The organism is Nitrospira sp. NS4, from assembly GCF_049546785.1.
Classification (GTDB): domain Bacteria; phylum Nitrospirota; class Nitrospiria; order Nitrospirales; family Nitrospiraceae; genus Nitrospira_D.
Window position 1 is genome coordinate 191,514 of the sequence record NZ_JBMWAN010000003.1, and the last position, 26,491, is coordinate 218,004.

Annotated in this window: 22 protein-coding genes; 6 read left to right on the forward strand and 16 right to left on the reverse strand. The window is 58.8% G+C overall.

The window, feature by feature from the left end; all coding sequences use genetic code 11:
• Nucleotides 1–150: 150 nt before the first annotated feature.
• Together ACO9S2_RS09610 and ACO9S2_RS09615 are read right to left on the reverse strand one after the other, a co-directional pair.
• Nucleotides 151–1,794, reverse strand: a complete 1,644-nt coding sequence (locus ACO9S2_RS09610) for a B12-binding domain-containing radical SAM protein (protein WP_423721790.1) — start codon at nt 1,792–1,794, stop codon at nt 151–153.
• 82 nt (nt 1,795–1,876) lie between these two features.
• Entirely contained in the window at nt 1,877–2,656 is a 780-nt protein-coding gene (locus tag ACO9S2_RS09615) for a class I SAM-dependent methyltransferase (RefSeq protein ID WP_423721791.1), read from the reverse strand.
• Nucleotides 2,657–2,727: 71 nt separating this feature from the next.
• Here ACO9S2_RS09615 and ACO9S2_RS09620 point away from each other — a divergent pair, with 71 nt between their 5' ends.
• The 4 genes from ACO9S2_RS09620 to ACO9S2_RS09635 all read left to right on the forward strand — a co-directional run bounded on the left by ACO9S2_RS09620 (nt 2,728) and on the right by ACO9S2_RS09635 (nt 9,595).
• The gene (locus ACO9S2_RS09620; RefSeq protein WP_423721793.1) at nt 2,728–5,322 is read left to right on the forward strand and encodes an excinuclease ABC subunit UvrA; all 2,595 of its coding nucleotides are present in this window, start codon (nt 2,728–2,730) and stop codon (nt 5,320–5,322) included.
• 253 nt (nt 5,323–5,575) lie between these two features.
• Entirely contained in the window at nt 5,576–6,592 is a 1,017-nt protein-coding gene (locus tag ACO9S2_RS09625; RefSeq protein WP_423721794.1) for a hypothetical protein, read from the forward strand.
• Nucleotides 6,593–6,714: 122 nt separating this feature from the next.
• Complete coding sequence (locus ACO9S2_RS09630; RefSeq protein ID WP_423721795.1) at nt 6,715–7,044, forward strand: DMT family protein; 330 nt, start codon at nt 6,715–6,717, stop codon at nt 7,042–7,044.
• Between the two features lie 46 nt (nt 7,045–7,090).
• Complete coding sequence (locus ACO9S2_RS09635) at nt 7,091–9,595, forward strand: ATP-binding protein (RefSeq protein WP_423721796.1); 2,505 nt, start codon at nt 7,091–7,093, stop codon at nt 9,593–9,595.
• A gap of 36 nt (nt 9,596–9,631) precedes the next feature.
• Here the strand turns inward: ACO9S2_RS09635 and ACO9S2_RS09640 are convergent, their stop codons facing one another.
• From ACO9S2_RS09640 to ACO9S2_RS09700, 13 genes are all read right to left on the reverse strand, one after another.
• Entirely contained in the window at nt 9,632–11,227 is a 1,596-nt protein-coding gene (locus tag ACO9S2_RS09640) for a GMC oxidoreductase (RefSeq protein ID WP_423721797.1), read from the reverse strand.
• A gap of 63 nt (nt 11,228–11,290) precedes the next feature.
• A complete protein-coding gene (locus ACO9S2_RS09645; protein ID WP_423721799.1) occupies nt 11,291–12,847 on the reverse strand; it encodes a patatin-like phospholipase family protein in 1,557 nt (518 codons plus the stop codon).
• Nucleotides 12,844–13,215, reverse strand: a complete 372-nt coding sequence (locus tag ACO9S2_RS09650) for a DUF4345 family protein (RefSeq protein WP_423721800.1) — start codon at nt 13,213–13,215, stop codon at nt 12,844–12,846. The genes ACO9S2_RS09645 and ACO9S2_RS09650 overlap by 4 nt, the downstream gene beginning before the upstream one ends.
• Before the next feature lie 38 nt (nt 13,216–13,253).
• Nucleotides 13,254–13,634, reverse strand: a complete 381-nt coding sequence (locus tag ACO9S2_RS09655) for a patatin (protein ID WP_423721801.1) — start codon at nt 13,632–13,634, stop codon at nt 13,254–13,256.
• Nucleotides 13,631–14,113, reverse strand: coding sequence for a hypothetical protein (locus ACO9S2_RS09660; RefSeq protein ID WP_423721802.1), 483 nt, complete (start codon nt 14,111–14,113; stop codon nt 13,631–13,633). Before ACO9S2_RS09660 ends, ACO9S2_RS09655 begins: the two co-directional genes overlap by 4 nt.
• Nucleotides 14,114–14,153: 40 nt before the next feature.
• Nucleotides 14,154–15,014 (reverse strand): acetoacetate decarboxylase family protein, encoded by an 861-nt coding sequence (locus ACO9S2_RS09665; protein WP_423721803.1) that lies wholly within the window; start codon nt 15,012–15,014, stop codon nt 14,154–14,156.
• A 16-nt stretch (nt 15,015–15,030) separates the two neighbouring features.
• On the reverse strand, nt 15,031–16,056 hold the full coding sequence (locus tag ACO9S2_RS09670; protein ID WP_423721804.1) for an esterase: 1,026 nt from the start codon (nt 16,054–16,056) through the stop codon (nt 15,031–15,033).
• Nucleotides 16,057–16,241: 185 nt separating this feature from the next.
• Nucleotides 16,242–16,808: a TIGR00645 family protein gene (locus ACO9S2_RS09675; protein WP_423721805.1), complete on the reverse strand. Its 567-nt coding sequence runs from the start codon at nt 16,806–16,808 to the stop codon at nt 16,242–16,244.
• 119 nt (nt 16,809–16,927) lie between these two features.
• Entirely contained in the window at nt 16,928–17,056 is a 129-nt protein-coding gene (locus ACO9S2_RS09680; protein ID WP_423721806.1) for a hypothetical protein, read from the reverse strand.
• 262 nt (nt 17,057–17,318) lie between these two features.
• Nucleotides 17,319–18,002 (reverse strand): response regulator, encoded by a 684-nt coding sequence (locus ACO9S2_RS09685; RefSeq protein ID WP_423721807.1) that lies wholly within the window; start codon nt 18,000–18,002, stop codon nt 17,319–17,321.
• Entirely contained in the window at nt 17,999–21,484 is a 3,486-nt protein-coding gene (locus tag ACO9S2_RS09690; protein WP_423721808.1) for a PAS domain-containing sensor histidine kinase, read from the reverse strand. The genes ACO9S2_RS09685 and ACO9S2_RS09690 overlap by 4 nt, the downstream gene beginning before the upstream one ends.
• A 169-nt stretch (nt 21,485–21,653) precedes the next feature.
• Nucleotides 21,654–22,334, reverse strand: a complete 681-nt coding sequence (locus ACO9S2_RS09695; RefSeq protein WP_423721809.1) for a response regulator — start codon at nt 22,332–22,334, stop codon at nt 21,654–21,656.
• A complete protein-coding gene (locus tag ACO9S2_RS09700) occupies nt 22,331–23,149 on the reverse strand; it encodes a sensor histidine kinase (protein ID WP_423721810.1) in 819 nt (272 codons plus the stop codon). Before ACO9S2_RS09700 ends, ACO9S2_RS09695 begins: the two co-directional genes overlap by 4 nt.
• A 211-nt stretch (nt 23,150–23,360) precedes the next feature.
• Between ACO9S2_RS09700 and ACO9S2_RS09705 the strand changes: the two genes are divergently transcribed.
• Entirely contained in the window at nt 23,361–24,062 is a 702-nt protein-coding gene (locus tag ACO9S2_RS09705) for an acyl-homoserine-lactone synthase (RefSeq protein ID WP_423721811.1), read from the forward strand.
• Between the two features lie 55 nt (nt 24,063–24,117).
• Here ACO9S2_RS09705 and ACO9S2_RS09710 read toward each other — a convergent pair whose 3' ends face one another.
• A complete protein-coding gene (locus ACO9S2_RS09710) occupies nt 24,118–24,918 on the reverse strand; it encodes a helix-turn-helix transcriptional regulator (RefSeq protein ID WP_423721812.1) in 801 nt (266 codons plus the stop codon).
• Nucleotides 24,919–25,086: 168 nt separating this feature from the next.
• On the opposite strand from ACO9S2_RS09710, the gene ACO9S2_RS09715 reads away from it, so the two are divergent.
• The gene (locus tag ACO9S2_RS09715; RefSeq protein ID WP_423721813.1) at nt 25,087–26,478 is read left to right on the forward strand and encodes an OmpP1/FadL family transporter; all 1,392 of its coding nucleotides are present in this window, start codon (nt 25,087–25,089) and stop codon (nt 26,476–26,478) included.
• Nucleotides 26,479–26,491: the final 13 nt, after the last annotated feature.

The following is a 26,491-nucleotide window of genomic DNA, read 5'->3' on the forward strand; positions in this document are numbered from 1 at the left end:
CCACTGCCAGCCGGGGGTGACCGTGATAATTGTCAAAAAAACCAAACAGTTGCCTGGGATCCCCGGCATAAAAGAGGACGGATGATAGCACTTGGCCGAACTGGAATGCAAGGCGAGTATCATGCCCGCGGGTTGTCTTGCAGGGTAGAGCTAAGAAGTCGGGGTGGCCACCGATTTCTGGTCGGCAGTCACTGATGCCGGTGGAGATTTCCGCGATTTAAGAATCTCCTCAAGCGACAGCAGGGCATCGCGCCCCGAGTTGCCTTCGATCCCCTTGAGCAAGCTTTTGTCGGCATACTGGCCCGGCTGGGTGGCTGAACCGCCGGTGGTCGTTTGAGAGAGAGAGCCGGTCCATTTTCTGGGATCGCGGCTGCCGTCTTTCCTCTCCCAGGCCTTGAGGCAGGCCTTGGCGATAATCTTGTTCAGGGGCGCGGGGTTATAGAGAAGCTTCCGGATGCTGGTGGGCGTCAGCATCAGCGGGTTGTACCCGGCGGAGAGGTAGCCTTCTTCAAGCAGACGTTGCTCAAGATCGGTATTGGGCTGGATGCCCAGGAAGAACATCAGGGGGAAGACCCGTTCCTCTCCCAGGATGGAGGCGACCATCTTATAGGACTCCACGCTTTGCAAGAGGGACTCTTCCGTTTCCTTGGGGGAGTTGAGCGAATAGTTCAGGATCACTTTCCCCTTGAAGCCTGCCTCAGCCAGGTAACGGCATCCATCATAGAGCCGCTCCAGCTTGAAACCCATGTGCAGGTTGTTCAGGACTTCCTGAGAGCCGGAGGTGATGGCGACTTCGAGATCGCCGACGCCCGACCGGACCATTAACTTGGCCAGTTCCGGCGTAATCAGCGACGTGCGGATATAGCCGGACCACTCAATCTCCAGTTTTTCGCTGACGATGCGCTCGAGAATCTCGGTGCACTGCGGGTAGGCCTCTTTCCCGGTGATGAATTGCGCATCGGTAAACCAGAACCGGCGCGCGCCCCATTGATGGTAGTGCTGGGAAATGTCCTTCACGACCATGGAAGGGGGACGGTAGCGGACCCGCTTGCCCTCAATATAGGGGTAGAGGCAGAAGGCGCAGTCGTAGGGACAGCCGCGCTTCGTCTGGACACCGATGGACTCGTTCTGGAATTCCCGATATTGGGGGAAAATTGAAGTTAGGTAGGGGAGATCCACCGTCAGGGCGTCGAGCAAGGCCATGGTGCCCTGCTGGCCTTTGCGGATATTCTTCCCTTCCCGGATAATATAGCGTTCGCCCTCAAGCGACTGGCCTTCGACCATTTTCAAAATCGCGTCTTCGCCCTCGCCGAGAATTCCGATCGTGCCCTCGGGGAGTTTTTCAATGAGCTGATCGGCAAAGGCCGTGAAGGCCCCGCCGCCGATCATGATCTGGGTCTTGGGGAACTCTTTCCGCATCAGCCAGGGGTACGACAGGATCGTATAGATGTGGCTGTAGTAGCGGTAGAGCTGCTTCAATCCCTCGAACGAAGCGACGACCCGCTTGATCGGGTTGCTCGCAAAATAGAAATTGAACGCATGTTCCAGTGACGAGTCGCCTTCATGGGGAGAGAAAATCTGGATGTCGCGCCAGGAAAAGCAAACCAGGTCAGGCTTGAAGGCTTTCGCTGCATCGCGGAGGGCCTGGCTGCGCTGGGACACGGGAAATAGCGAGAGATCCAGGATCTGCTGGCGCACCTCCGGCTTCCGGCGATGAATAAAGTCGGCCAGATAGGTGATCCCGATCGGGTACACCTTCTTGCAAGGGAGGAAGACGTATAAGATAGAATTCATATCTGGTTCTGGGCTAGGGGCACGTGGCGAGAGGTAAGAAAGGGAATATCATACCCATCGCCTCTAGCCTCGTGCCTCTCGCCTACTTCGTTGCTATATGGATCGCGACGATCCCGCCCGTCAGGTTCTTGTAGGACACCTGGCGGAACCCGGCCTCGCGTAGCACCTGGCAGAGCCGTTCCTGATCCGGGAATGTGCGGATCGAAGCCGGGAGATATTCATAGACGCCGGTAGTGTCCCGCGCGACCTTCGTTCCGATCCAGGGCAGTAACTTGAACGAATACCAATCATAGAGCGCCCGCAGCCAGCCGAAGACCGGCTGGGAGAATTCCAGGCAGACGAACGTGCCCCCCGGCTTCATCACGCGGCGGATCTCGCCGACCGCTTGGGGCAGGTTTCCGACATTGCGCATGCAAAAGCCGGTGGTTACCGCATCGAATGTGTTATCCGCAAATCCCAAATGTTCGGCGTTCGCCTGGAGGCAGGTGATTTTTCCCGCCAGCCCCTTACCGGCGACCTTTCTCAGTCCTTCGGCGAGCATGGCGTGATTCAGGTCAGAGGCAACGACCCTGCCATTGGCACCCATCCGGGGTTCGACCAGAAGGGCCAAGTCGGCGGTGCCGGCTCCCACATCGAGCGCGGTGCCCAGCTCGACTTTCGGGACCAACGAAGCCGTGATCTTTTTCCAGCGGTAATGGAGCCCGAAACTGAGCAATGTGTTGTTCAGGTCGTAGACGCCGGCAATGGCAGTGAACATCCGTTGTACGGCCTGTTCGCGCGCGGGCCCGGTCCAAGTCGAAATCGCCTGGGGTGGGGCGGATGGCCGGGAGCGCTCTTGCACGGATTCCTTCACTGACATCATGCCAGCCGTGGTAGCACCCGACTTCCGTCTTTGTCAAGGCAACCGGACCGGCATGGTATAATCCCGCCCCTATGAGCAATTCTATCATCATAAAAGGCGCGCGCGAACATAACCTCAAGAACATCGATGTCACTATTCCACGCGACAAACTCGTCGTGATCACCGGCTTGAGCGGATCGGGGAAATCGTCGCTGGCTTTTGACACCATCTACGCCGAAGGGCAGCGGCGGTACGTCGAATCTTTGTCGGCCTATGCCCGTCAGTTCCTGGAGCAAATGGGCAAGCCCGATGTCGATTCGATCGAAGGCTTATCGCCCGCCATTTCCATCGAACAGAAGAGTACCAGTCATAATCCCCGCTCCACCGTCGGTACCGTTACGGAGATCTACGACTATCTGCGATTGCTGTTCGCGCGGGTCGGGCGGCCCTATTGTTTTCAATGTGGGGAAGAAATCGCCGCCCAGACCGTTCAGCAGATGGTTGATGCGATTGCGGGACTTCCGGAAGGAAGCAAGTTTCAGATCCTGGCGCCGATCGTTCGGGGGCGCAAAGGGGAATATCGCAAAGAGCTGCTGGAGATGCGCCGGGCCGGCTACGTGCGGGCGCGGGTGAACGGCGAGATCGTCGATCTCGGCGAGGACATCGTTCTCGATAAACAAAAGAAGCATACGATTGAGATCATCGTCGATCGCCTCGTCATAAAGGCGGGGGATGCCCTGATGCGGCGCCTGGCCGATTCCGTTGAGACTTCGCTGAAGCTGACCGGGGGGCTGGTTGCGGTCCTAACCGACGATGGCAAGACCCGGCTCTACAGCGACAAGCTGGCCTGCATCAAGTGCGGCGTCAGCTATCCGGAAGTCGAGCCTCGTATTTTCTCCTTCAACAGCCCGCACGGGGCCTGCCCGGCCTGTGACGGCATTGGCTATCAGGTCACGCCCGGCTGTCCAGAGGACGAAGATTTCACGTTGCTCGACGCATGCGAGGTCTGCCAGGGCGCCAGGCTCAAGCCGGAGAGTCTTTCGATCAAGCTCGCAGAGAAATCCATTTCCGAAGTGACGAGACTCTCGATTCGCGCTGCGGCGGAGTTTTTCGTCTCGCTCAAGTTTACGGACCGCGAGTTGGTCATCGCGCATCGTATTCTGAAGGAGATTCGCGAGCGGCTCGGCTTTCTCGTCAACGTGGGTCTCGACTATCTCACGCTCGATCGCGCCGCAGCCACCTTGTCCGGCGGAGAGGGGCAGAGAATCAGGCTGGCGACGCAGATCGGCTCGGGCCTCGTCGGAGTCCTCTACATTCTCGACGAACCCTCCATCGGCTTGCACCAGCGGGACAATCGCCGCCTGCTGCAGACATTGTTACGACTCCGCGATCTCGGCAACACGGTCGTGGTCGTGGAGCACGATGCCGAAACGATGATGGCCGCGGATCATCTGCTCGACATGGGACCAGGCGCCGGGACGCATGGCGGTCATGTCATCGCCCAGGGCACGCCGCAAGAGGTGATGGGGAATCCCGACTCGATTACCGGACAATATCTGCGCGGGATTCAAACTGTCTCCTTGCCGAAGCGCGAGCGCAAGCCGAAGGGGTATCTCTCGGTCGTGGCAGCGCAGAAGCATAACCTGAAAAATGTCACGGCCAAGATTCCGCTGGGTCTGCTCACCTGCGTGACCGGAGTGTCCGGTTCAGGTAAGAGCACGCTTGTGCTGGAAGTGCTCTTCCATTCGCTCATGCAGACGCTGGGCAAAGAGCCGTCAGCCAATAGCGATCAGCCGTCGTCGCGTCAGACAGCACGCGGTACGCGTCATGAGGAAGGCCGCCCCGTACGAAAGCGGAAAGTGGTCAAGCTGGACGGCTGTAAGGAATTGCTCGGCGTCGAGGCGCTCGACAAGGTGATCGACATCGATCAGTCGCCGATCGGCCGGACGCCGCGCTCGAACCCGGCGACCTATACAGGTCTCTTCAGCTTCATTCGCGATCTCTATTCGAATCTGCCCGAGTCGCGTGTGCGGGGGTACAAGCCGGGACGTTACAGCTTCAATGTGAAGGGCGGGCGATGCGAAGCCTGCCAGGGCGACGGGCTGATCAAAATCGAGATGCACTTCCTGCCCGATGTCTATGTGACCTGCGAAGTCTGCAAGGGCCAGCGGTACAACCGCGAGACGCTGGAGATTCATCACAAGGGCAAAAGCATTGCCGATGTGTTGAACATGACGGTCGACGACGCGGTGGAATTCTTCGAGCACATTCCCTTCATTAAGCGGAAGCTGGAAACCCTGCACGATGTCGGCTTGCACTATGTGAAGCTCGGCCAGTCTGCCACCACGCTCTCCGGCGGCGAGGCTCAGCGCGTCAAATTGTCGCGCGAACTATCGAAGAGGCCGACCGGGCGGACACTGTATATCCTGGACGAGCCAACGACCGGGCTCCATTTCGCCGATGTGCAACGGCTGATCGATGTGCTGGATCGACTGGTCGAAGCCGGGAACACAGTGCTGGTCATCGAGCACAATCTCGACGTGATCAAGAACGCCGACTGGATCATCGATCTCGGCCCAGAAGGCGGCGATCGCGGCGGCGAGATCGTGGTCGAAGGCCCACCCCGCGAAGTGGCCAAGTCCAAGCGCTCGTACACAGGGCAGGTGTTGAGGGAAGCGGGGCTGTAAGGGCGGAGCTTTCGGAGTCGCCATGATGCGATGAGCCATGACAGCAACCGAATCAGTTCTCTTGGCCGCGTGCGACTCTAAAGCGCGATAAGAATCGCATGCCGTCGCACGACGGCCCGCTTGTGGCTGCCACCCCTCTGTGGCCGCCATGGCGACCTCCGAACGCTCTGCCCGTCCACGCCTGCGGAGAAGGAAAGGGGGATAGCGGCAGATGGTGCCGATATCGTTCGTCTGCAGCTAGTTTAGCCACTCTATGGAAACGCAGGACATAATCGATCGAGTCTTCAATCACGTTGAAGCGGGTGAAATTGATAACGCTGTAATTGCCTGCCTCCGTCTGGCTAGAAAAGTCGGCGATTCCTTCAACGTGATCATGTTTCTTCGAGAGCTGTGTCCCGATAGCCACCAATTCAAAGCGTCATTCGCTCAGGAAACGCAGCATCTAAACGAAGAAGCCTGCAAACGACTTTGGAAGGACTCTCATGATCATTGGATTGCGGAGCGCACGCTCGACGTTAGCCTTGACCCAGACGATGAAGACAGGAAAGTCCTTGTCTTTGGTGTTGGTCAACTTAAACGCCAGATTGAGCAGACAGAAAAGTCAATCGAGGACCTTCGGCTTCCCGAAAGCATGGGCGAATTTGACACAGCGGCCTTTACTGACCGCAATAGAAAACTCAGGGCAGAGATGCGCTTCAATATACAATCTTACAATATTATTCTTGAACGAGTCCGCACACGATGTCTTTATTATGCGAGCCGGATTGAAGGTCAACTTGAAGCGGTAAATAAGGCATCGAGCTTAATTGCCTCTTTGCAAGACGATGTCCATAACTACTACGCCTCGCGAAGCGACGCAGCCTACCAGAGCCTTTGTAAAGCTGCGACTCTTATCAGCTCGACAGATGCAGAAGACCACGCGCTACTCCTTACTTCAATCAGAAGGGCTGTAAAAGCTGCAACGGACTTCCATTATCCTCCCGCCTCTGCCCCAGTAGTCTGTCACGATGGCCAAGTCAGAAACCTCGGGGAAGAGCAGTATCTAAATCGGCTGCAGGAGTTTTGTGCTCGGCAGTTTCATGGAAGTGCATCGAATAAGCTGCTGCAAGCTGAGTTGGACTTCTTCTCTTCATTCGTTCGCCGACTGCATGAAGTAACGTCAAAGGGTGTTCATGCAGAAGTCAGTCATATCGAGGCCCGCCAAGGACTGCTCGGCGCGTACCTATTCTTTTCAAACTTGATTGCCAAGCTTGATGAGCGTGATCAGTAGATCAAGGGTTTTTAACTGCAAAGGGAAGTAGACAGGGGTGTATTAGTTGGAACATGGGAGTCGTGGCTGTATTGATTCAATCCATATGTTGTAAGCCATAATCTCTTTTCATAGGGGAACCCATGCACACAATCTTACTGCTCACTATCTCCAACATCTTCATGACCTTCGCCTGGTATGGGCATTTGAAGTATAAGGACTCGCCTTTGTGGATCGTGATTGTGGCGAGTTGGGGCATTGCATTCTTCGAATATTGTTTCCAGGTGCCGGCGAATCGGATCGGCCACTATGAGTTCACGGCGGCGCAACTGAAAACTATTCAGGAAGTGATTACCCTCGTCGTGTTTTGTGTCTTTTCGGTGCTCTATCTGAAAGAGCCGCTGAAATGGAACTATCTGGCCGGATTCGGGATGATGATCGGCGCGGTGTTCCTCATTTTTAAGGAGTGGTAGGTCAAGGCTAGGGGGGCGGGGCTAGAGGCAAGGGGGAAGGGAAAGAATGGCGAAGGCAAAGAAGGCGGCGGGAACGGATCAGCAGGCAAGCCAGGACTTTGAAGGGTTGGGTGTCTTTTATCTCGGCCGTCCGTACGATCTGGCGACCAAGCAAGCCAAGCCGGGATGGCTGCTCTACGATTCCAAAGACCTCGTGACCCACGCTGTCTGTGTCGGCATGACGGGAAGCGGCAAGACCGGCCTCTGTCTCTCGCTGCTCGAAGAGGCGGCGATCGACGGCATTCCCGCTCTCATCATCGATCCCAAGGGCGACCTGGCGAATCTGCTCCTCACCTTCCCGCAGTTGCGCGGCAAAGACTTTGCGCCCTGGGTCAACGAAGACGATGCTCGCAAGAAGGGCCTTTCAACAGCCGAGTACGCGCAGGCGCAGGCCGACTTATGGAAGAAGGGGCTGGCCGATTGGGGGCAGAGCGGCGAGCGGATTCAGAAACTGCGCGATGCCGCCGATGTGGCGGTCTATACGCCGGGGAGCAATGCGGGCATTCCCGTGTCGATCCTCAAATCCTTCGCCGCGCCGTCGCAGGAAGTTCTTGATGATGCGGAGATGCTGCGCGAGCGCATCGGGACGACGGTCACGAGTCTGCTGGGCCTGATCGGTGTGGACGCCGACCCTATTAAGAGCCGCGAGCACATTCTCCTCTCCACCATTCTCGATCGCACCTGGAAGGCGGGGCAGGATCTGGACTTGGCCACGCTCATCCAACAGATCCAGACGCCACCTGTGACGAAGATCGGCGTGCTGGATTTGGAGTCGTTCTATCCCTCGAAGGACCGGTTTGCGCTGGCCATGCAGTTGAACAATTTGTTGGCCGCGCCGGGGTTCAGTGCCTGGTTGGAAGGCGAGGCGCTCGACGTGGGGCAGATGCTGTACGCGCCCAGCGGCAAGCCGCGCCTGGCGATTTTCTCGATCGCGCATTTGAGCGACGCCGAGCGGATGTTCTTTGTCACGCTGTTGCTGAGCCAGACGCTGGGTTGGATGCGGGGACAGTCCGGTACGACGAGCCTGCGGGCTATTCTCTACATGGACGAAATCTTCGGCTACTTCCCGCCGGTCGCCAATCCCCCCTCCAAACAACCGCTGCTCACCTTGCTCAAGCAGGCGCGGGCATTCGGTCTGGGCGTGGTCCTCGCGACGCAGAACCCCGTCGATCTCGATTACAAGGGCCTCGCCAACACCGGGACGTGGTTTATCGGACGGTTGCAGACGGAGCGGGACAAGGCGCGGGTGCTGGAGGGGTTGGAGGGGGCTGCGGCGAGTTCGGGGAAGAAATTCGACCGGCAACGGATGGAACAGCTCCTCGCCGGATTAGGCAATCGGGTGTTTCTCTTGAACAATGTCCACGAGGACGCCCCCGAAGTGTTTCAAACGAGGTGGACGCTCTCTTATCTCCGTGGGCCTCTGACCAGAACGCAGATCAAGACGCTCATGAGCGAGGCGAAGGGCAAGGGGCTAGAGGCCAGGGGGAGCGAAAAGGATCAGAGCCGTCAGATCGTGTCGTCTTCCCCCGTGCCCCGCGCCTCTGGCCTCTCGCCTGGCGGCGCCCGTCCCATGCTGCCCCCCGATGTGCGGCAATACTTCATTCCGTTGCGCGGCAGCCAGCCCGGCGGGAGCACGTTGGTCTATCAACCGATGGTAGTGGGCGTTGCTCAAATCCGCTTGGCTGATACGAAAGCGGCAGTCGATGTGACGGAGGACGTGTCAGTGCTGGCACCGATCGATGACGGGGCGGTGCCGGTGGAGTGGGAGCATGCGACGACGGCGCCGATCGCCGTTGCGGATTTGGAGCAGGCTCCGGCAGAGGGGGCCCGGTTTGCGGCCTTGCCCGGCCCCGCGGCGAAGGGGAAAAGCTACGACACGTGGAGCAAGGATTTTGCGGGCTGGCTCTTTCGCACCCATAAACTGGAGCTCTTGAGGAGTCCCAGCACGAAGGAGCTTTCACGCCCTGGCGAGTCGGAGCGGGATTTCCGCGTTCGTCTTCAGCAGGCCGGCCGGGAGCTGCGGGATCAGCAATCGGATAGTCTGCGGAAGAAATACGCGCCGAAGATTGCGGCGCTGCAAGATCGTCTCCGGCGGGCGGAACAGATGAAAGAGCGGCAGCAGGCTGAGGCTCGGTCCAGTCAGGTGCAGGCCGCGATCTCCGTCGGGGCTTCGATCCTGAGTGCGTTTCTTGGGCGCAAGACCATCAGCGCCACGAACATCGGGCGTGCAACAACAGCGGTCAGGAGCGCGGGCCGGGTCATGAAGGAATCCCAGGACGTGGGACATGCGGAAGAGAACGTCGCCGCGTTGCAACAGCAATTGGCCGGTCTCGAAGCGCAGTTCAAGGCCGAAGCCGACGCGTTGGCTGCGGCCATTGACCCCCTCACCGAAAAGCTGGACGTCGTGTCGCTGAAGCCCACGAAGTCCAACATCGTGGTGAAGGTCGTCGCCCTCGCTTGGACGCCGCACTGGCAGGATGCCAGCGGCACGCTCTCGCCCGCCTGGCAGTGACCCGTCTATGGTGGGATAGGCCGGTTTACATCTGAGTTACGACGGTTTCACTCCTTTGATGATCAGGTCTGATATCCGCTCCGCGAGCGCGGCAATCGTTCGCGACGGATTCAGCCCGACCGCCTCCGGGATAATCGCCCCATCCGCGACATACAGGTTGGGGTATCCAAAGACCTCGCCCCGGTGATCAACCACGCCATTCTCCGGCGTCGTGCCGGTATTGCAGCCGCCGAGAGGATGCGGGGTCACCAGATTTTTGAGCACCGTCCATGACGGCGGAACCCAGGGGGTTCCGTTCGTGGCCGCCGAGAGGCGCTTGTGCATGTTCACGAGCGCGTCGATGACTGGCTCCGAACGGGCGATGTCCCAGTCCAGCTTCAGGTCTTTCTTCCAGGGGGCCCACCAGCGCCGTCCCAGGTATAGCCGTCCATCTGCTGCGTCGATGGCTTGTCCGAACCAGGGCATCACGTTGGCCAGGGCATCGCGTGATCGGACGATCTTTCCGAGCGAATCAAGCAACACCTGACCGGTGCGGTCTTTCGATCCCGACTGCAGCTTGGCTTCAAGGTAGTTGCCCAGCACGTCCGGGAAACCGCCGTCTTCGACAAAGAATTGCTGGCGATCGACCGAGCCGTCCAAGAAGTCGATGGCGCATGTGATGGTTGGACCTTGTGTGGGAGAGATCCGCCGGTTGCTGTAGGTGGCGGGCGTCAGGAAGTCTCCGTTCGAGCTCCAATTGTGGCCCAGGAACCGGGTGATTCCCGGCAGGGTCTTGTGCTGGTCGCGGCATCGAAGCAGCAGCTCGGTTGACCCCAGTGAGCCGGCCGACAGAATGACCCGTTCCGCCGTTTCGCTGCCAGGGATGCAGCGGCCGTTTTCGATGCGATCGAAATCCACCCGATAGCCGTTGGCCAGGGGAGTGATACAGCGAACCATATGAAGCGGGCGGACTTGCGCGCCGTGGCGTTCGGCCTGGGGGATATAGTTCAGGTCCAGCGTGTTCTTCGCTTTCACCTGACAGCCGATATCGCAGTTGCCGCAATGGACGCAGGTCCCTTGTTGCTGGCCTTGCGGATTGGTCCAGGTTTTCGAATGGCTGTTGTTAAAGGGGTCGGACAGGTTGTAATTCCAATCCGGATTGAAGGACACGGCGAGGGGGACCGGACGGAATCGGGATCCGTACCCCAGCTTCTCGGCGGCTTCCTTCATTAGTTTGTACCGTTCGGTCAACTGATTTTCGGGGAGCGTCTGCACGTTGAGCATGCGGCCGGTTTTGTCGTAGTAGGGTTTCAATTCGTCGTAGGTAATCTCGGCGGGCCAGCCGACGTTGAAGACCTCGCGCTTCGCTTCGATGAACACGTTTGCGTAGATCAACGAGCCGCCGCCGACCCCGGCGCATTGGGCGACCCACATGTCGTTGAACCGGCGCAGATCGAGCCAGCCGTTCTGGCGTTCTGGTTCATGCTGTTCCCAGATCCAGGCGTCGTCGGGTTTGCGCGGATAGTCCTTCGTGTCCCAGCGCCGCCCGCGTTCAAGGACCAGCACGCGGAATCCGTGTTCCGCCAGGCGGCAGGCTGTGATGGCTCCGCCGAATCCGCTTCCGATCACGATTGCGTCGAATGCATGTGCCATGGTGTCTTCTCCCGCTACAGGCTGCTCAGGCTCATTGCGATGTGGTCAGTGCATGGGTGTTCGCTAGGGCTTTGAGAGCTTCGAGGCATAGGTGTCCCAGAGTTCACCCAGGAAGAAGCGTCCAAACTCCAGGATCGCTTCCGCGCTTTCCTTTGTCGAAGTCGCGTTGGTGGCATGGACGGTGGACACCAGCTTGAGTAATTCTGTGAGACTCAACGTGAGAATCCCAGCTCCGATCACCGGCCCCGTTGTGTCTGTCCCTTTATGCAGTTGGGTCAGAAGCGTCGTCGTGTCTGCCCATAGGTCAAGCCCCGGGTCATCTTGAACTTCCTTTTTCCCCGCCAAGTAGTAATCCTGCCCATTTTGCTCAAAGGCTAGTTCATAGACCATCCATTTCAGTTTGGGATTGCCGCTCGGGTGGAAGAGGTTGAAGGTGCCACCTTTTGCCGGGAGGTTGTCACCGAGGGCAGCCATACTGACATGGCCGGTAATGCGGCCTGTATGATTCGGATCGGAGACGAATCGTTTGAGATCCTGAATGTCGATAGTCGCATTCATGGTCAAATGTGTGCCGGCTGCCTTGCCTTTTTCCGCCCCGGCTTTCGGGTCCGTTTCTCCCAACGCAAACCACCCTGCCATCGTTTCGCGAAATGTGAGCCTCAGATTGGCGTCTTTCATGTGGGTTGTCTCCGGTTGAAAAGGTAATCCTTGTGCGGTCATTCCGCTCAGATACTGTTTGGCGTCCCTGTAGCCCATGTCGATCAGCGTTGCTGTGTCGATCCGTCCCAGGTAGAGATCGGGGTCCAAGGGGAGAGGATACTCCGGCTTGATGACGTGGAGCGTGATCGGACGGGTGTGGTTGTAGACGACGTCCCCTGATGCGATGCGGGCATTGATGTCTCTGATCTGGGTGAATTCCTCGAAGAGGGCCCCATTGGCGCTCATCTCGATCATATGGACATACTGGTTGAACAACCCGGCCTTGTATTGCTGCGAATTGCCGATGCACCACACCAGCCACAATTCGTCGGCGCCGCGGCGCACGGCCTCCATGAGATTCGCGTCCTTGATCCAGACGGAATCCGTATACCAGTCCGTGCCTTTCCGGACCGGCGGCATGAACATGGGCAGGGAGATGCCGGCGACCAGCAGGTCGAGATCGACCGTGCGATGCGGCATGACTTCGTTGGTCTTGCGAGAATAGTTGCAGACGTTGAAGGTGCCGTCCATGCCTTGCGCGGCGTTGATGCGTGAAATGTCGATGCCCAGGTGAGGAAACACCTTGTCGACAATCCCATCCGCATCGCCCATGCCCATCAGCTGGGATGCGTGAAGGTATTGTTCCAGCGGCATGAAGGACACGAAGTCGGCCACCTTCAGCGTCCGCCAGCGGTCGCACATCTGTTCCGGCGAGAGGCCGGAAAAAAGCATGGCCAGGTTAATGGTGCCGCCGGACGTCCCGTCGGCATGGGCAAAGCAGAGGCCCGATTCCACTAAGGCCCGGATCACGCCGGCTTGGTAGGCCACGCGCATACCGCCGCCTGCAAGGATGAGCGCCCGTCTGGGGCCGGAGTAGCCTGCGGGAGGGGCGCCTGATGGAATATGCGGTGACGTGGTCATGTCGGCTCCAGGGTGGTTCTCGAATAAAGAAAGATGACAATGGCTCCGATCAGCTCGGAGATGGCAAAGAAATAAAAGGCTCCGTTGGGACTGCCATCGATGATCAGCGAGATCCCACGGGCGACGACACCGAGTGACATGGTGCTCAAGAACAGGGTGTTAAACAGCCGTTCCCTAAAAATCTCTTTCCGAAAGATGAAGGACATCATGCCAAACCCGAATTCGATCGCGCGAAGAAAACGATACTGGCTGATCAAGCTGGATGCGACGACAGCATCCAATTGGGCTGTATTGAGATTAAAGAGAAGCTTTTGGTCCAAGTGACCAAAGAGAACACCCCATCCTCCGGCGATAATGAGCAGCCCCACATACCCATAGAAGAAAATATTGCTCAGCCACCGGAGGATCAATGGCGTACGCGGCTCCAATACCAGATTCCCAAGATGCCCGAGAGCAGATCAAACCCCGCGACCATAAGAGCCAACGGCGAGAAAAGCAGGTGCAAGACGCCCAGCCCCACGGCGACGGAGGCGCCGAATTTCTGGAGACTGGCCCAGAACAGGACGACAGGGTGATGAAGCGGGCTCAGAAGCGCCTGGAGCATGGCTCCCCCGAACAGCACCATGAACATGCCGATGATGCCAAAAAAGTGCAGGCTGGTGGGGGTCATGTCGCCGCCGATGAGCGTGAGCACCAGGCCGGGAGCCACCATCTGCAACGATCCACTCAGGACCGTGATGGCTCCGATCGTGACCAGCGCCCAGTACAGCCAATCCTTGGTCTTCATCCCCGGTCTCCTTCCGCTGCGGCTTTGGATGCGAAATAGACCATCATGCACAGCCACTGGATGGTCCAGAGGCCGACGCGGATTTTGTTCAGGAACATCCAGCGGTCCAGGGTTTGGTGCAGCACAGCCGGATCGGTGATCCCGTTCTTCATCGTGTCGTTGTAGGGAAAGATGAACGCCATGGTCAGCCCCGTTGCCGCCAATACGGCCAGCAACACGACAATGGGAACCCAGCGATAGGGTGTCTTCCATTCTCCCCACATCATGACCCCGCAGGCGGCGATCATGACCATCGTCATGTAGGTGAAGAAGTGAGTGGCGGCCTCGACTTGCGGAACGAATTGCATATAGTAGTTGTCGACGGTGAGTTGAGGCGCAATGGGGAACGAAAAGAAAATCAGCGAGCCTCCGGTCCCCAAGTACATCGAGGCGCAAAGAAAGAGGATCGAGTGGTTGATCAGCAGCAATTTGGCTTTCACGGTTCCTCCAGCAAGGTTGAGGGAACAAGACGTCGCGTGACTATGATTTGGGCGGCGGCGGCCACTCCTCGCTGAGTCCCAGATCCACCACGCTTTCGAGCCCTTCCGGTTGCTGCTTGGGCGGCTGCTCCTGACTGACAAACCAGCATTCAAAGTGATCGTCCAAGACCCCGCTGGTCTCGGGGAAATAGGCGGTGAAGATCGGGTCCGGGCAAATCTCTAAGCCTTTGAGAGGCTGTAGCCGTGGGTGGCTGCCGATCGTGAGTCTGGCGGAGCCCTTCTTGAACAGGTGAAAGCCAGGCGTCCCCTTGAAGTAGACGTAGGATTTCATGAGCAGGCCGCGAAATTGGCAGTAGTTGACGCCCCCCATTCCGATGGGAAACAGACCATCCTTGGGACGGTCGATCTCGATCTTCATCGCCAGGTGACCGTCGAGATCGTATTGGCTGCTCACTGTTCGGTCGTCCACGAGGAAGTTCAAGCTGGCCCGGTGCTTGGGCATGCCCCAGATGCCTTTCCCTCCCTTGACGGAGATTTCCGTGCTCACCGGGAGGTCATACACGAACTGGCCGGTGCCATACCGCTTCATGAACAAGAGCGGGAGGACCATGGGGGCTGGTTTGGGGCCATGGGTGCAGGCGATTGCGATACTGAACTCAATGTATTTGCCGATCACCGTGACCCGGTAGTTGATGACCGTGATGACGAGAAAGGCCTTCTTTCCCAGCCGCAACGGATGAATCTCATGGCCTGGCATCAGCGCCGTGGCTTTCTCGGCATTGATCGGAAACACAGCCATGAGCGCCGGGGATTGCTGCGAGCTGACCGGTAATTGGAACGGAATGCCGTCGACGAGCGCGTATCGTCCGGCCTGATCACGTAATCGTGCAGGTATCGCCATGCGGGTCTCCTCTATATCACGTCGATTTGTCCAGTTCCTGAAGCATCAAGGGAAAGACGTCCGTCGATGCGTTCTTGCCCAGGAAAACATCAAGATGGGAATATCCGGGCAACACGTAGTGAGCGTGGAAGTCTTTGCGGTAGCGGTCGAAGTAATCAAAGGTCCTCGTCTGGCTCTCGGGTAGGAAGCACCGGTTCAATGCTCCAGCGAAGAAGACCATGCGCGCGTCGGTTTGTGGTGCCTGGGCGACGAAATCGTCGGGAAGTGCTTTCTTGCCCTCGATGGCCACCAGATGGCCTTCGCGAAGACAGCGCGCCATCTGTTCAAAAAAACGAAGGGGGACATGAGCGAATTCCCGGCTGATCCACTCGTGGGTCGCCTGGTCGAGATTCTCATGACGCCACAAGGCCGGAAAGCCTGAGCCATAGGTGAAGCTGACTTGTTTACACACCGGGTTGGCGCACTCATGATGCGTCAGGTTCACCACGAGGGAAACGAGTTTGGCGGCGAGGGTCGGCGCATGCAGCCCCCACTGGGGATTGAGGTAGTCCGTGAGCTGCTTCATGAAGGGGAGCAGCAGCGTGATCTTCAGCCGTGACGCGGCGGGCACGACCGGATGCAGGGAGACCGCGTTGCTGATGATGGTTGTGACCTGGGGGATGAGACCCGCGACCGCCGACATCATGAAGCTCGTGGACCCCTGGCAATGGATGATGGCCTTGATGTCACGCCATCCTGTTTCCCTCACGACCGTGGCGACCGCTTGAGGGTGGTCGTAGAGCGCGGCCTGGTCGAGCGTCCAAAGGTTGGGAGGGAGATCGATGCTTGCCCGCCAGTTTTCCAGCCAGACGTCGTATCCCGAGTCAAGCAGGACATCGACGATCGTCGGTTGCCTGGGGGGACGGAAGATGTTGGCGCGGACGCCCGCGCCATGGACGAGGAGCACCGGCCCCTTCTGCGGGGGGCGGTTTCCCTGCACCTGAATCAGGTTGCACTGAAACTGATCGCCGGCTGTAAAAGGAACGAGGCGTTCACTGACCATGGCCTTCACGATGCTACTGAAAGGGTTCCGACGTATACGTAGTGGCCCTCATCCTAAACCTGGTGGGGAACCGGTGCAAGCCTGGGATCTGACGGGGAGTGCGATCTCACGCACACATCCGCCTGCATGACACCGGCCCACCATGATGGGTTCACGAATAACTCAGAGAGAGCCTCGGGGATTCGTCAGTGCTTCTTGTCCTTCTGCATGATCTTGTCCGTCCAGGCCAGAAGAATCGCGGATCCCAGGAACGTCATATGGATGAAGATCTTCCACATGATGTGTTCAGGGTCCTCGTTCTCGATATCGACGAACGCCTTCAAGAGGTGGATGCTGGAGATCCCGATCAGCGACGCCGCCAATTTCACCTTGATCGTGCCGGGATCGACATGGCCCAGCCAGTCGGGACGGTCGGGGTGATCTTCGAGATCCAGTTTGCTGACGAAGGTCGCATAGCCGCCGATGATCACCATCGTAAGCAGATTCGCCACCATCGTGACGTCGATCAAGCCCAAGATGCCGAGCATGAATTCGACTTCTTTGCTCTGATTGACGTGGAGAAGCATTTCCCACAGTTCGACCAGGAATTTATAGGCGTAGAGCAGTTCCGCGACGATCAAGCCTCCGTACAGCGGCGCCTGAATCCATCGGCTGCCGAAGACAACGACTTCAAAAAGGTGTTCGATTTTGGCGATCGGGCTTTCTGCTGATTTGGGTGCGGGATGGGACGGGGAAGAATGCTCGCTGGACATCAGGCCTCCTCAACAATTCATGCGTTCACGCGGGAAACGCGTCAACCGCGTATCCTAAAGTGAGCCTTGCGGGCTGTCAATTCAAGAGGAGGATGAGTGCGGATCATTGCGCGAAGGGTTCAGGCTGATTTGGCTGTGATGGCGGGCGAGGGATCGGCGGTGCCGGACATCGGCGCATGCGTTTTGAGCAAAATCGCCTCGCCGCAGGGCGCCATGTCTTGCGGGAGAAATGAAGAGAGATTGAACATCGATATGTATTCTCAAAGTCCCTCGGAGGTCCCGCGACAGATGGAACGACGTTTCCACCTCCTTGTCGGACGCGGAGGCCCTAAACTTGATACGGACCCGATGGATGGAATGTGAGGAGCTGATCGGAAGATATTTGCAAGGGCCTCTGCGAGAGTATCGGTCTCTTTTCGACACACTTACGCCGCGCAGGATGTACGATGAGCGGGCGGACGCGGAGAAAGGGGAATGCGGGGTTGTCGTTCGAATGCAGGAGTCCGGAGATTATGATTCGGCGATCGGCGCCGGGGAGCCTTTGAAGCTGCTGGCATAAAAGGCGGCGACTTGCGACCGGCGGCTGATCTGGAGTTTTGAGTAGATGTTCGCCAGATAATTCTTCACGGTTTTCTCGCTCAGGCCGAGAGACTCGGCCATTTCCTTGTTCGTGTATCCTGCGGCGACCAGCGGGAGCAAGCGCAGCTCTTGCGGCGAAAGCAGCGGGCGTCTCGACTGGACCGAGGGCGTCGTGAGCGGGTGTCTCCAGCCGATCGCATGTTTCGCAATCCGGGGGTCTGTGAGGGATTGGCCGGATGCGACGGTTTTGATGGCGCGCACGAGCGCGTGCGAGGCGATGTCTTTGAGGAGATAGCCTTGGGCACCGGAAAGGCTCGCTTCCTCAATGGTGTGCTCATCCGCAAAGCTGGTCAGGAATAGGATGCGGGTCTTCGGGCTGACGGACAGGATGTCTCCGACCGTTTCGACTCCGTTGCCGTCGGGCAAGCGGATGTCAAGGAGCACGATATCGGGTTGAAGCCGGGCACATTGGGTGATGGCCTCTTGCCTGCCCCTCGCTTGTCCGACCACTTTCATGCCGGGGGTCAAATTCAGCACCGCCCTCAGCCCGATGCGCACCACTTCATGGTCGTCGACGAGCAGGAGGCGAATGGTCCTGGAGTGTGCCGGCCTCATGGGGTTTGTTCTCCCGGCACCTCGATCGTGACGCAGGTGCCTTTTCCCGGCGAGCTGCTCAGCGTCAAGCGGGCGCCGATGTGCTTAGCGCGCGCGGCGATGTTGGCCAGGCCCTGGCCTCGGTTGTCGGCACTGCCGGGGTTGAACCCGATGCCGTCGTCACAGACGCATAATTGAATAGTTGTGCCGGTCAGGCGGAGCGCGACGGAACGATGGGCCGCTCGGGCGTGGCGGACGCTGTTGCTGAGGGCTTCCCGCGCGATGCTGAAGAGCTGTTCCCCCACTTCCGGTCGAATGAGCGAGATGGCGGAGGGGGCAATGTCCAGCGTGGGACCGGTATGGTCGGTCGAAGAAAAAGAGGCCACGAGCTGGCGCAGGGCCAGCCCGAAATCCAGCTCGGCGGTGTCTCGCTTGCGGAGCAGGGCGATAAAGTGGCGCACTTCCTGGACGAGCTGGTTCAGTTGATCGACCGCGTGGGTGATGTGCGTCTTGGCCTTCCGTGCCGATTTGCCGGCGACGATCTTGCTGGCTTCCAGCTGCATGCCGACGGCATATAAGGATTGCAGGATATTATCGTGCAGGTCCTGACTGATGCGCTCGCGTTCCTCCCGGGCCTGTTGGAGCGTGTGCTCCTGCTGCCGTAAGGCGTCCTCGGTCCGCTTGCGCTCCGTAATATCTCGAGCGATGGCCAAGTGCACCACGCCGCCGTCGGCGGGATTGCGCAGCGGCACGGCGTGGGTTTCCATCCAGCGCGGAGTCCCGCGCAGGCCAATCACCTCGAAGACCAGGGATTCCTTACTGCCGCAACAGACCCGCTCGTTCATGGCTTGGAACGCGTCGCGATGTGACGGGGCCACCAAATCGTAGACATTGCGGCCCAGGACGTCTTCCGCTCGGTCCGCCTCGATCATGGCGAGGCCGGCCGCATTGATTTGCAGCAGCGTGCCGTCAGATCCGACCAGCTTTACGCATTCCGGAGAGGTCTCGATGATGCTCTTGAGGTGTTGCTCGCTGAGGTGCAACGCTTCCGTCGCGCGCTTTTGTTCCGTGATATCGGTTCCCACGGTGACGAGGCAGGGGGTCCCGTCGAGTTCGATCGGTTCGCACGACACCAGGCAATGCCGGGGCGTCCGGTCTTTCGCATAAAACCGAAGTTCGATATTTTGGAGCGCCCCTTCGGCGGCGAGCCGCGCGAAAAAACTCGCCCGGTCATCGGGCGTGGGCCACAGCCCCAAGGTGATCGTGGTCTGCCCGATGACTTCCTCCCGCCGGTAGCCGAACAGAGCGAGACCGGCTTCGTTGACTTCGAGGCAGCGTCCCGTGTCGCGTTCCGTGACGATAATCGGATGGGGGCTCGACCGAAAGGCTTTGGCAAACCGCTCTTCGCTGACACGGAGGTCCTCTTCTGCCTGTTTGCGCTCCGTGATGTCCAGCGCTACGCCCACATAATGTGTCAGTGTTCCGGTTGCAGGATCCACAACGGGAAACCCTCGGTCCCAAACCCATCGGATTTCACCGTCTGGCCGCACCACTCGGTACTCATGTGCAAAGGGTAGTCCTTGCTGTTGCACGGAGAGGTGAGCCAGTACACGCGTACGATCGTCGGGATGAATGGCCTTGATGAATGATTTTGGCTCCGTATACAGGCTGGCGCAGGTCCGTCCCCAAATGCGTTCATAGGCCGGGCTGATGTACAACATCTTGCCGATGGTTGGATCGGCAGACCAGACGACTTCCTCAATTGTTTCTGCAATTTGTCGGAACCGTTCCTCGCTCTCCCGCAAGGCTTTTTCTATTTGTTTGCGAGGGGTGACATCGCGGACCACGCAGGCGACCGTCGCGGCCGCGTCTCCCGTGGCAGGGATGCGACTGATGATTGCGGAAAAATAGCGGAGGTGGTCCTTGATCGCACACTCGTACTCGACAGGTTCCGGCTGGCCTGTCGCCAGTACGCGCTGGATGGCCTCCAGGTAGCGGGCGCTTTCCACGGCCCCGAAGATATCAGAGAGGTTTCTGCCGATGATGTGCTGCCGCGGGAGCATCAGGTTGTTATCGTTGCGGGTCCAGACATTGAGATAGGTGCCTCGTGCATCCATCTCAAAGGCCAGATCATCGAGGGCATTGAGGAACGACCGGAGCCGTTCTTCGCTGTGCAGGCGGGCGGCTTCGGCCCGCTGAACATCAGATTGATCGACATAAAGCCCCACGGCCGTCGACAGTTGCTCGGCCTCGTCGTAAATGAAGACCGGCCAGAGGAGGACATCCAGCAGGGCACCATCTTTGCGTTGCCGGCGCAGGGCGATCGGGCCGCGCATCATATCGCGCGTGCCTTGCTCCCATAGGGCTTCGGCCTCACCTTCCTGACCCAGGGGGACATAGGGGAGTTCGCGGCCCAGGACTTCTTCTGCCGTCCAGCCGAAGAGCGAGGTCGCGGCCTGGTTCCAGGTGGTCACCCGCGCATCGGCGTCCAGGCTGACAATCGGCAGCGGGGATTCACGAACGAGCGTGGAGAGCAACTGGGTGGTCTTGCGATGGTCGGTTACATCTTCGCAGACTACCAGGATGGTCAGCGTCCCCTGTGGGTCGGTGATGGCCCGCGCCCGCTCCCGCACCCACAGGCGGCTCCGGTCTTTGCGGACTTTTTGCAGCTCCCACTCGAAGATACGATTCGGATTCTCGGCACACACGGTCAACTGGCCGAGCACCGCTTCATGATCCTTCGTGTCGAAGACGCACAGCACGGAACGGCCGACCAGGTCTTCCTGCCGGTAGCCCAGCTGTTCTGCGCCGAATTGATTGACTGACAGCACGGTGCCCTCTCTGGACAGCGTGAAGTACATGGAGGGGTTGTTCTCGTAGAGAGACTGGTACCGTTGCTCGCTTTCTTTGAGCGCGGCCTCGGCCTGTTCCCGTCGCGTGATTTCGCTCTTCAGTTTGACCACCGCTTGTTCCAGGCTGGCCGTACGTTCGCGAACCAGCCGGTCAACCTGCTTGCGCAGCTCCTGTAACGCGAACTCGGTGTCTTTGCGCTGAGTCACGTCTTCGACGACCCCTGCCATCCCAGACACGGTCCCTGCTGCAGTGATCACCGGGCGCCCGTAGCAGGAGATCCAACGGATGGTTCCCGCCGGAGTCACAATCCGGTATTCAAGATGACAAATCCGGCGGTCGGAGAGGGCTGTGCGAAGCGCCGATGTTACCCGTGGATGATCGGCTTCATGCACGGAGCTGAGGAAGCAGTCGAAGGTGACCCCGCAGGATTCCGGAGGGAGGCCGAGGATGCGCACGGTTTCAGGAGGGCAGGTTACCCGGTTGGTGCTGAGCTGCCATTCCCAGGCTCCGATTCCGGTGGCGTTGTCCGATGGGGCAGACGGCCGGGAGGCGGCAGATTGACGTGTGTGGATGGAGGCCTGTGTCAGGTCCGTTCCGTCCTGTGCTGGTTGGGTCCATCGCGGAACCGGATGATTGTGCTGAGCGCTCATCGACGTCGTATCTTGCCGGTGTTGATCGTGTCGACAGGGGAGGCTTGTGTATGCTCTCCCCCAGGCCGGTTGCCAGCGTGGCTCAGCCTTCGGGGAGACAGCATAGGGCGAGATGTGGATGAAATGCTAGAGGAAACCTTGCCGGTACGGGGAATGTGGGCTTGTGAGGCTAGTTGGTGTGATCCATGGGGCGTGACCGGCTGATCTTGATGTACCAGGCGACGGCCTCAGTCCGGCGGCTGACTTGCAACTTGTCGAAAATGTGAGCGAGATAGTTCTTAATTGTCTTGTCGCTCAGCCGTAAACTCGCGGCAATTTCCTTATTGGTTTTCCCCTCGGCGAGGAGGGGAAGAATCGCGCGTTCCTGCGGGGAAAGTTGAGCCAGCCCGTGCGGGGGCGCAGTTTGGCCGGGTTTGCTCTGGTGACGGATCCATGTCAGGGTTTGTTGGGCCACTCGCGGGTCGAGGTAGCTTTGGCCGCCGGCAACGGTTCGGATCGCCTGAACCAGATCATGTGCGCGGACATCTTTTAGCAGATATCCATGAGCCCCGCTTCGTACAGCCCCCATGATCATCGCTTCATCCGCGAAGCTGGACAGCATCAGCACGCGTGCGGAGGGGGAGAGTGCGAGCAGTTGCCCGCAGGCCTCGGGGCCCGACCCGTCCGGTAATTTCATATCTAAAAGAACGACCTGAGGATGGAGCCGGGCCGTTTCCGTCAGGGCCTCTGCAACTGATGAGGCTTCCCCCACAACGTGAAAATCCTTTTCAAGGCTCAACAGGGTCCGGAGGCCCTGACGGACGACTTCGTGGTCATCGACGATGAGAATGGTGAGGCGAGTCTGTTTCATACGGATGTCAGTATAGGTTCCAGGAGAAGTTCGGCGGTCAGACGCGTCCCCCCGCCCGGCTTTGAGTGTATGTGCAATGTGCCGCCGAGTTTTCTCGCACGGGCTTCCATGTTGGCCAGGCCGTAGCCTCTGCGTTGGAGGGGAGAGGCCGCGAAGCCGACCCCGTCATCGATGATCGTCAGACGAAGCCGCGTGCCGCGAAGGCGGAGAGACACCGAGGCCCGTGTCGCCTGCGCATGGCGGATACAGTTGCTCAAGGCTTCTCGCACGATATGGAGGATGTCCTGCTCTTCTTCCAGGGTGAGATAGTCCATCGCTGTCGGCTGCAGATCCAACGTGATGGTCATGCCGCCGACTTGCTCGTAGGTGCGCTGGAGGTTGGCCAGCTCTTCAGCCAGGTCAAAGCTCTGAACCGTGCCGTCTTTGAGCCGATGGATCGTTCCGCGAACCTCATGGATCAGTCGGTTCAATTGTTCAATCGCATGGGTACGGAGCTGGGTGGCGTCCGGGGGCAACGGCGGGCTGATCTTCCCGGCTGTCTCCAGGCTGAGGCCGATTGCATAGAGCGACTGGAGCACCGAGTCATGCAGGTCGCGGCCGAGCCGCTCCCGATCCTCAAGGAGCGTGCTCAGGCGCTGCTCCATGGTCGATAATGACACGGATAGTGGTTCTTTCATCGCGATATTGTCAGCCTGAGGTCGCGAGGTCGAAATGCGTTGTGCCGTCATCGGTGTCGATTGCCGGGGGTCGCGCGGGGCCCCGGCAGCCATTCTCCGACCTTCGAATACCCGAAATCCATGCCGTTCTTTCATCATGCCGTGGGATCCTTTTCTGCTAGGGCGTAGAAAAGCCTACTAATTCAACTAGTTGAATCTCTTCGGTCATTTTTTACACGGTAGCGGAAGTGAGACGTCCACGTCACCTGGCGGATCCGCCAGGTGACGAACCGGGTGCGTTCAGGCACGTGTGTAACCGCATATGCCTGTGGTTTGCAGGACGCGGTCCTAAACAACGGGGGAGGTCCAGATGGAGGCCATACGGGACATCGAATTCCGGGAAGGTGAGTTCGTGATCAAGACCTTGTGCGGGGAGGAGCTGGAACAATCGTATCGTCTCCGACACCGTGTGTTTGCCGAATCGTTGGGCTGGGTGCCGTTGTCAAGTGACGGACGGGAAATTGATCTCTATGACTTGTGGGGGACGACGATCGGTCTGGTTCGTGACGATGGGACGATTGCAGGTATCGCTCGATTGCTGCCCTCTTCCGGGCCGTTTATGTTGGAGCAGGATTTATCCGCGCTGTTGCCTCCAGGGTACCGCGTGAGAAAGGCCCCGGACACGGCCGAAATAACCAGGCTGGCCATCGATCCGGATATTCGCGACAGGGGGTTGTCTGGGAGGATTCTGCGGGCGCTGCTGAAAGGGGTGTATCAGTGGGCGATAGAGAATAAGATACGATTCTATTATCTGGAGGTTGAAGAACGGTTTTTGCGGGTCTTGAGGGCGGTAGGGTTTCCATGCGAACCTCTCGGGCCGTCTGTGACCCTTCCTCCTGCGAATGCCTCTTCGGTGGCAGCGTTGTACGACATGGTTCAGTTTGCCGAAATAAATATCCGCAAGCGGCCGCAGTTCCTGGAGTGGATGTCGGCCATCGAAACGGTTGACGGAGAGGTAGAGCGTGGGCGGAATGCCCTATCGGTATTCAGGTCTGACGAGGCGTTGGTCTGAGAGTGATCTCGCCTCCAGGCGCGGCGGCATCAGCGCGGAGCGCAGGGAGAGGTCGTCAGACGACGTTTGGAAGCCCGTGCTCAATGGCGGTTGCGACGGCTTGTGATCGCGATGTGACGTCGAGCTTTGAAAAAATGCTTCCCACGTGAAAGCGAACGGTGCGTTCGGTGACCCCGAGGATTTGAGCAATTTCGCCGTTGGTCTTCCCGTTCTTCATCCAGTTCAAAATAGTCATCTCGCGCAGCGTTAACTCTCGCACGCATTGATCAAGGGCTTGAGAACGAGGGGGAGTGGTTCGAAGCAGAGCGAGATGGATGTGATAGCCGAAATACTCGATCAATTGCAGGTATCGCCCGGCGTCGACCGGGTCCGCTGAGGCAAAAGAACAGAAGGTGGCGATTCCGCAGGCCGAGTCGATAGATCCGGTCGTAATGCCGTCGCCCAGTCCGAATTCCCTGGCGGCCGCGATAAATTCCCGCTGCTTCTCCGAGCCGCTTGCGTGGTATGTCTTCGCCCAGTGCTGTGTTCCTGATTTCTGTAGAGCGCTCTGGAAGACAGGATCGACGTCGAAATACCCTTTTTGCCAGTAGAGGCGCAGCCATTCTTCCGGGTAGCTGGCATTGAGGACATTGGTGAAGCCCTCGAATGTTCCGGAGGGCCCCAATCGTGCTAAGCCGCCGATCACTCTCGTAAATGGAAAGAGCTTCTGAAATCGAACGAGGATGGATTTGACATCATCCACGTTGTCCGACTCCGCTGTGTAGTGGAGAAGTTCAATGAAGCCTTCGCACTCAGACTTTGAGAGGGCAGCGAACAATTCACGCGGGAAAGGGCGCTTATCCTGGACCGAGGGCATGTCTCTCTCCTAGTCAGGTGGCGGTAAAGCCTACCATGGGGCGATGTGAAGAACAATGGGGGAGGTCTCGTGGGGGCTTGGGATCGAGATTTGAGGACCTGGCTCAAGCGGCTCAGCCCTTGACCCTGAGGATGAGCACGATGTACTAAAAGCGACTTGGAGGTGGGTGTGATCATCGCCGGCGACCGTCTGGCGTTTCTGGCGCGGTATGGCACCGCTCTCTTCTGCATGAGCGCCATCTGTTTTGGATTTCCTCATGTGGCGTACTCTCAAGCGCTTCGATTTCAACCACAAGGGGCCCGCGCGGTCGGTCAAGGGAATGCCTTTACCGCGCAAGCCGATGACGCATCCGCGATCCATTACAACCCTGCCGGTCTGACTCAGGTTGACGGAGTTCAGGCTATCGTGGGAACCCTCCTCATGGGCGGATCGATCAAGTACAAAAGCCCGACAGGGGCCGATGTGCGCGGCGATTTCGGGGGTAGCGTGGTGTCCCCTCTGCCGAGCCACACCTATGTCAGCGCCGATCTGGGAGCATTGGGTATGCCAAGTCTCTCCCGGGTGACCGTCGGACTGGGCCTCACCTCCCCGTTCGGACTGAATACGCGCTATCCGGTTGATGGTCCGTTCAACACCGCGGCAACCTCTGCCACGTTACCCCTGTTCGATATCAAACCGACCGTGGCGTACAAAGTGACTGACAACCTGTCCATCGGTTTCGGTGCCGATATATACACCTTTGCCAGCTTTCTCGGGGAAGGTCAGGTCGAGCAGCATCAGGTAGGGAGCGGCTCGTTGGGAATTCCGCCCGGGGCCTCCATCGAGTTGAACGGGAAAGGCACGGGAGTGGGGATGAACGCCAGCCTGATGTATCAGCCGATCAAGAACCGCGAAGGCAAGCCCTTAGCTTCGATCGGCCTGGTCTATCGCAGCCAGGCCGTGCTGCCGTTGCAGGGCGCGCTGTTGGTGAATGGAACCAAGGCGGCCGATGCGGCTACGAGCCTCGCGCTCCCGCCCATCTATACCGCTGCGGCGGCAGTCTGGCCGGTGCGTACCAGTGAGCGGGAATGGAAGCTGGAGCTGGATGTGGACTATGTCGCCTGGAAGTCCAACAAACAGCTTGATGTGCATCTATCCAACGGTGTCACGGTGCCGCAGCCGCAGCAGTGGACAAGCGTGCAGGTGGTGGCGGTCGGGACTGAGTATAAGTGGCTCACCCCTTCATGGTTGCCGAATTGGGATGTGGCCGTGCGGGCCGGCTATACGAGGACGGAAGATCCTGTGCCGGATCTGACGTTCAACCCGGCGACCATTTCCCTGGCCTCCAATACGCTTTCGCTGGGAGCAGGGTTGCTGTGCGGAAAGGGCGGGAGGTTTCTGGGGATGGTTCCCTGCGGAGGCGAGTCCGCCTTGTTGCCGAAGGCCATCGGCTTTGATGTCGCCTATCAGGAATGGTTTTACGAGACTCGTACGGTGGCGGGAAATCTGAATCCTGCCGTGAACGGGACCTATCACGCCTTTGTCCATCTGGGGACGTTCAGCCTGAAGTTGTTCTTCTAAATCCGGACCCAAC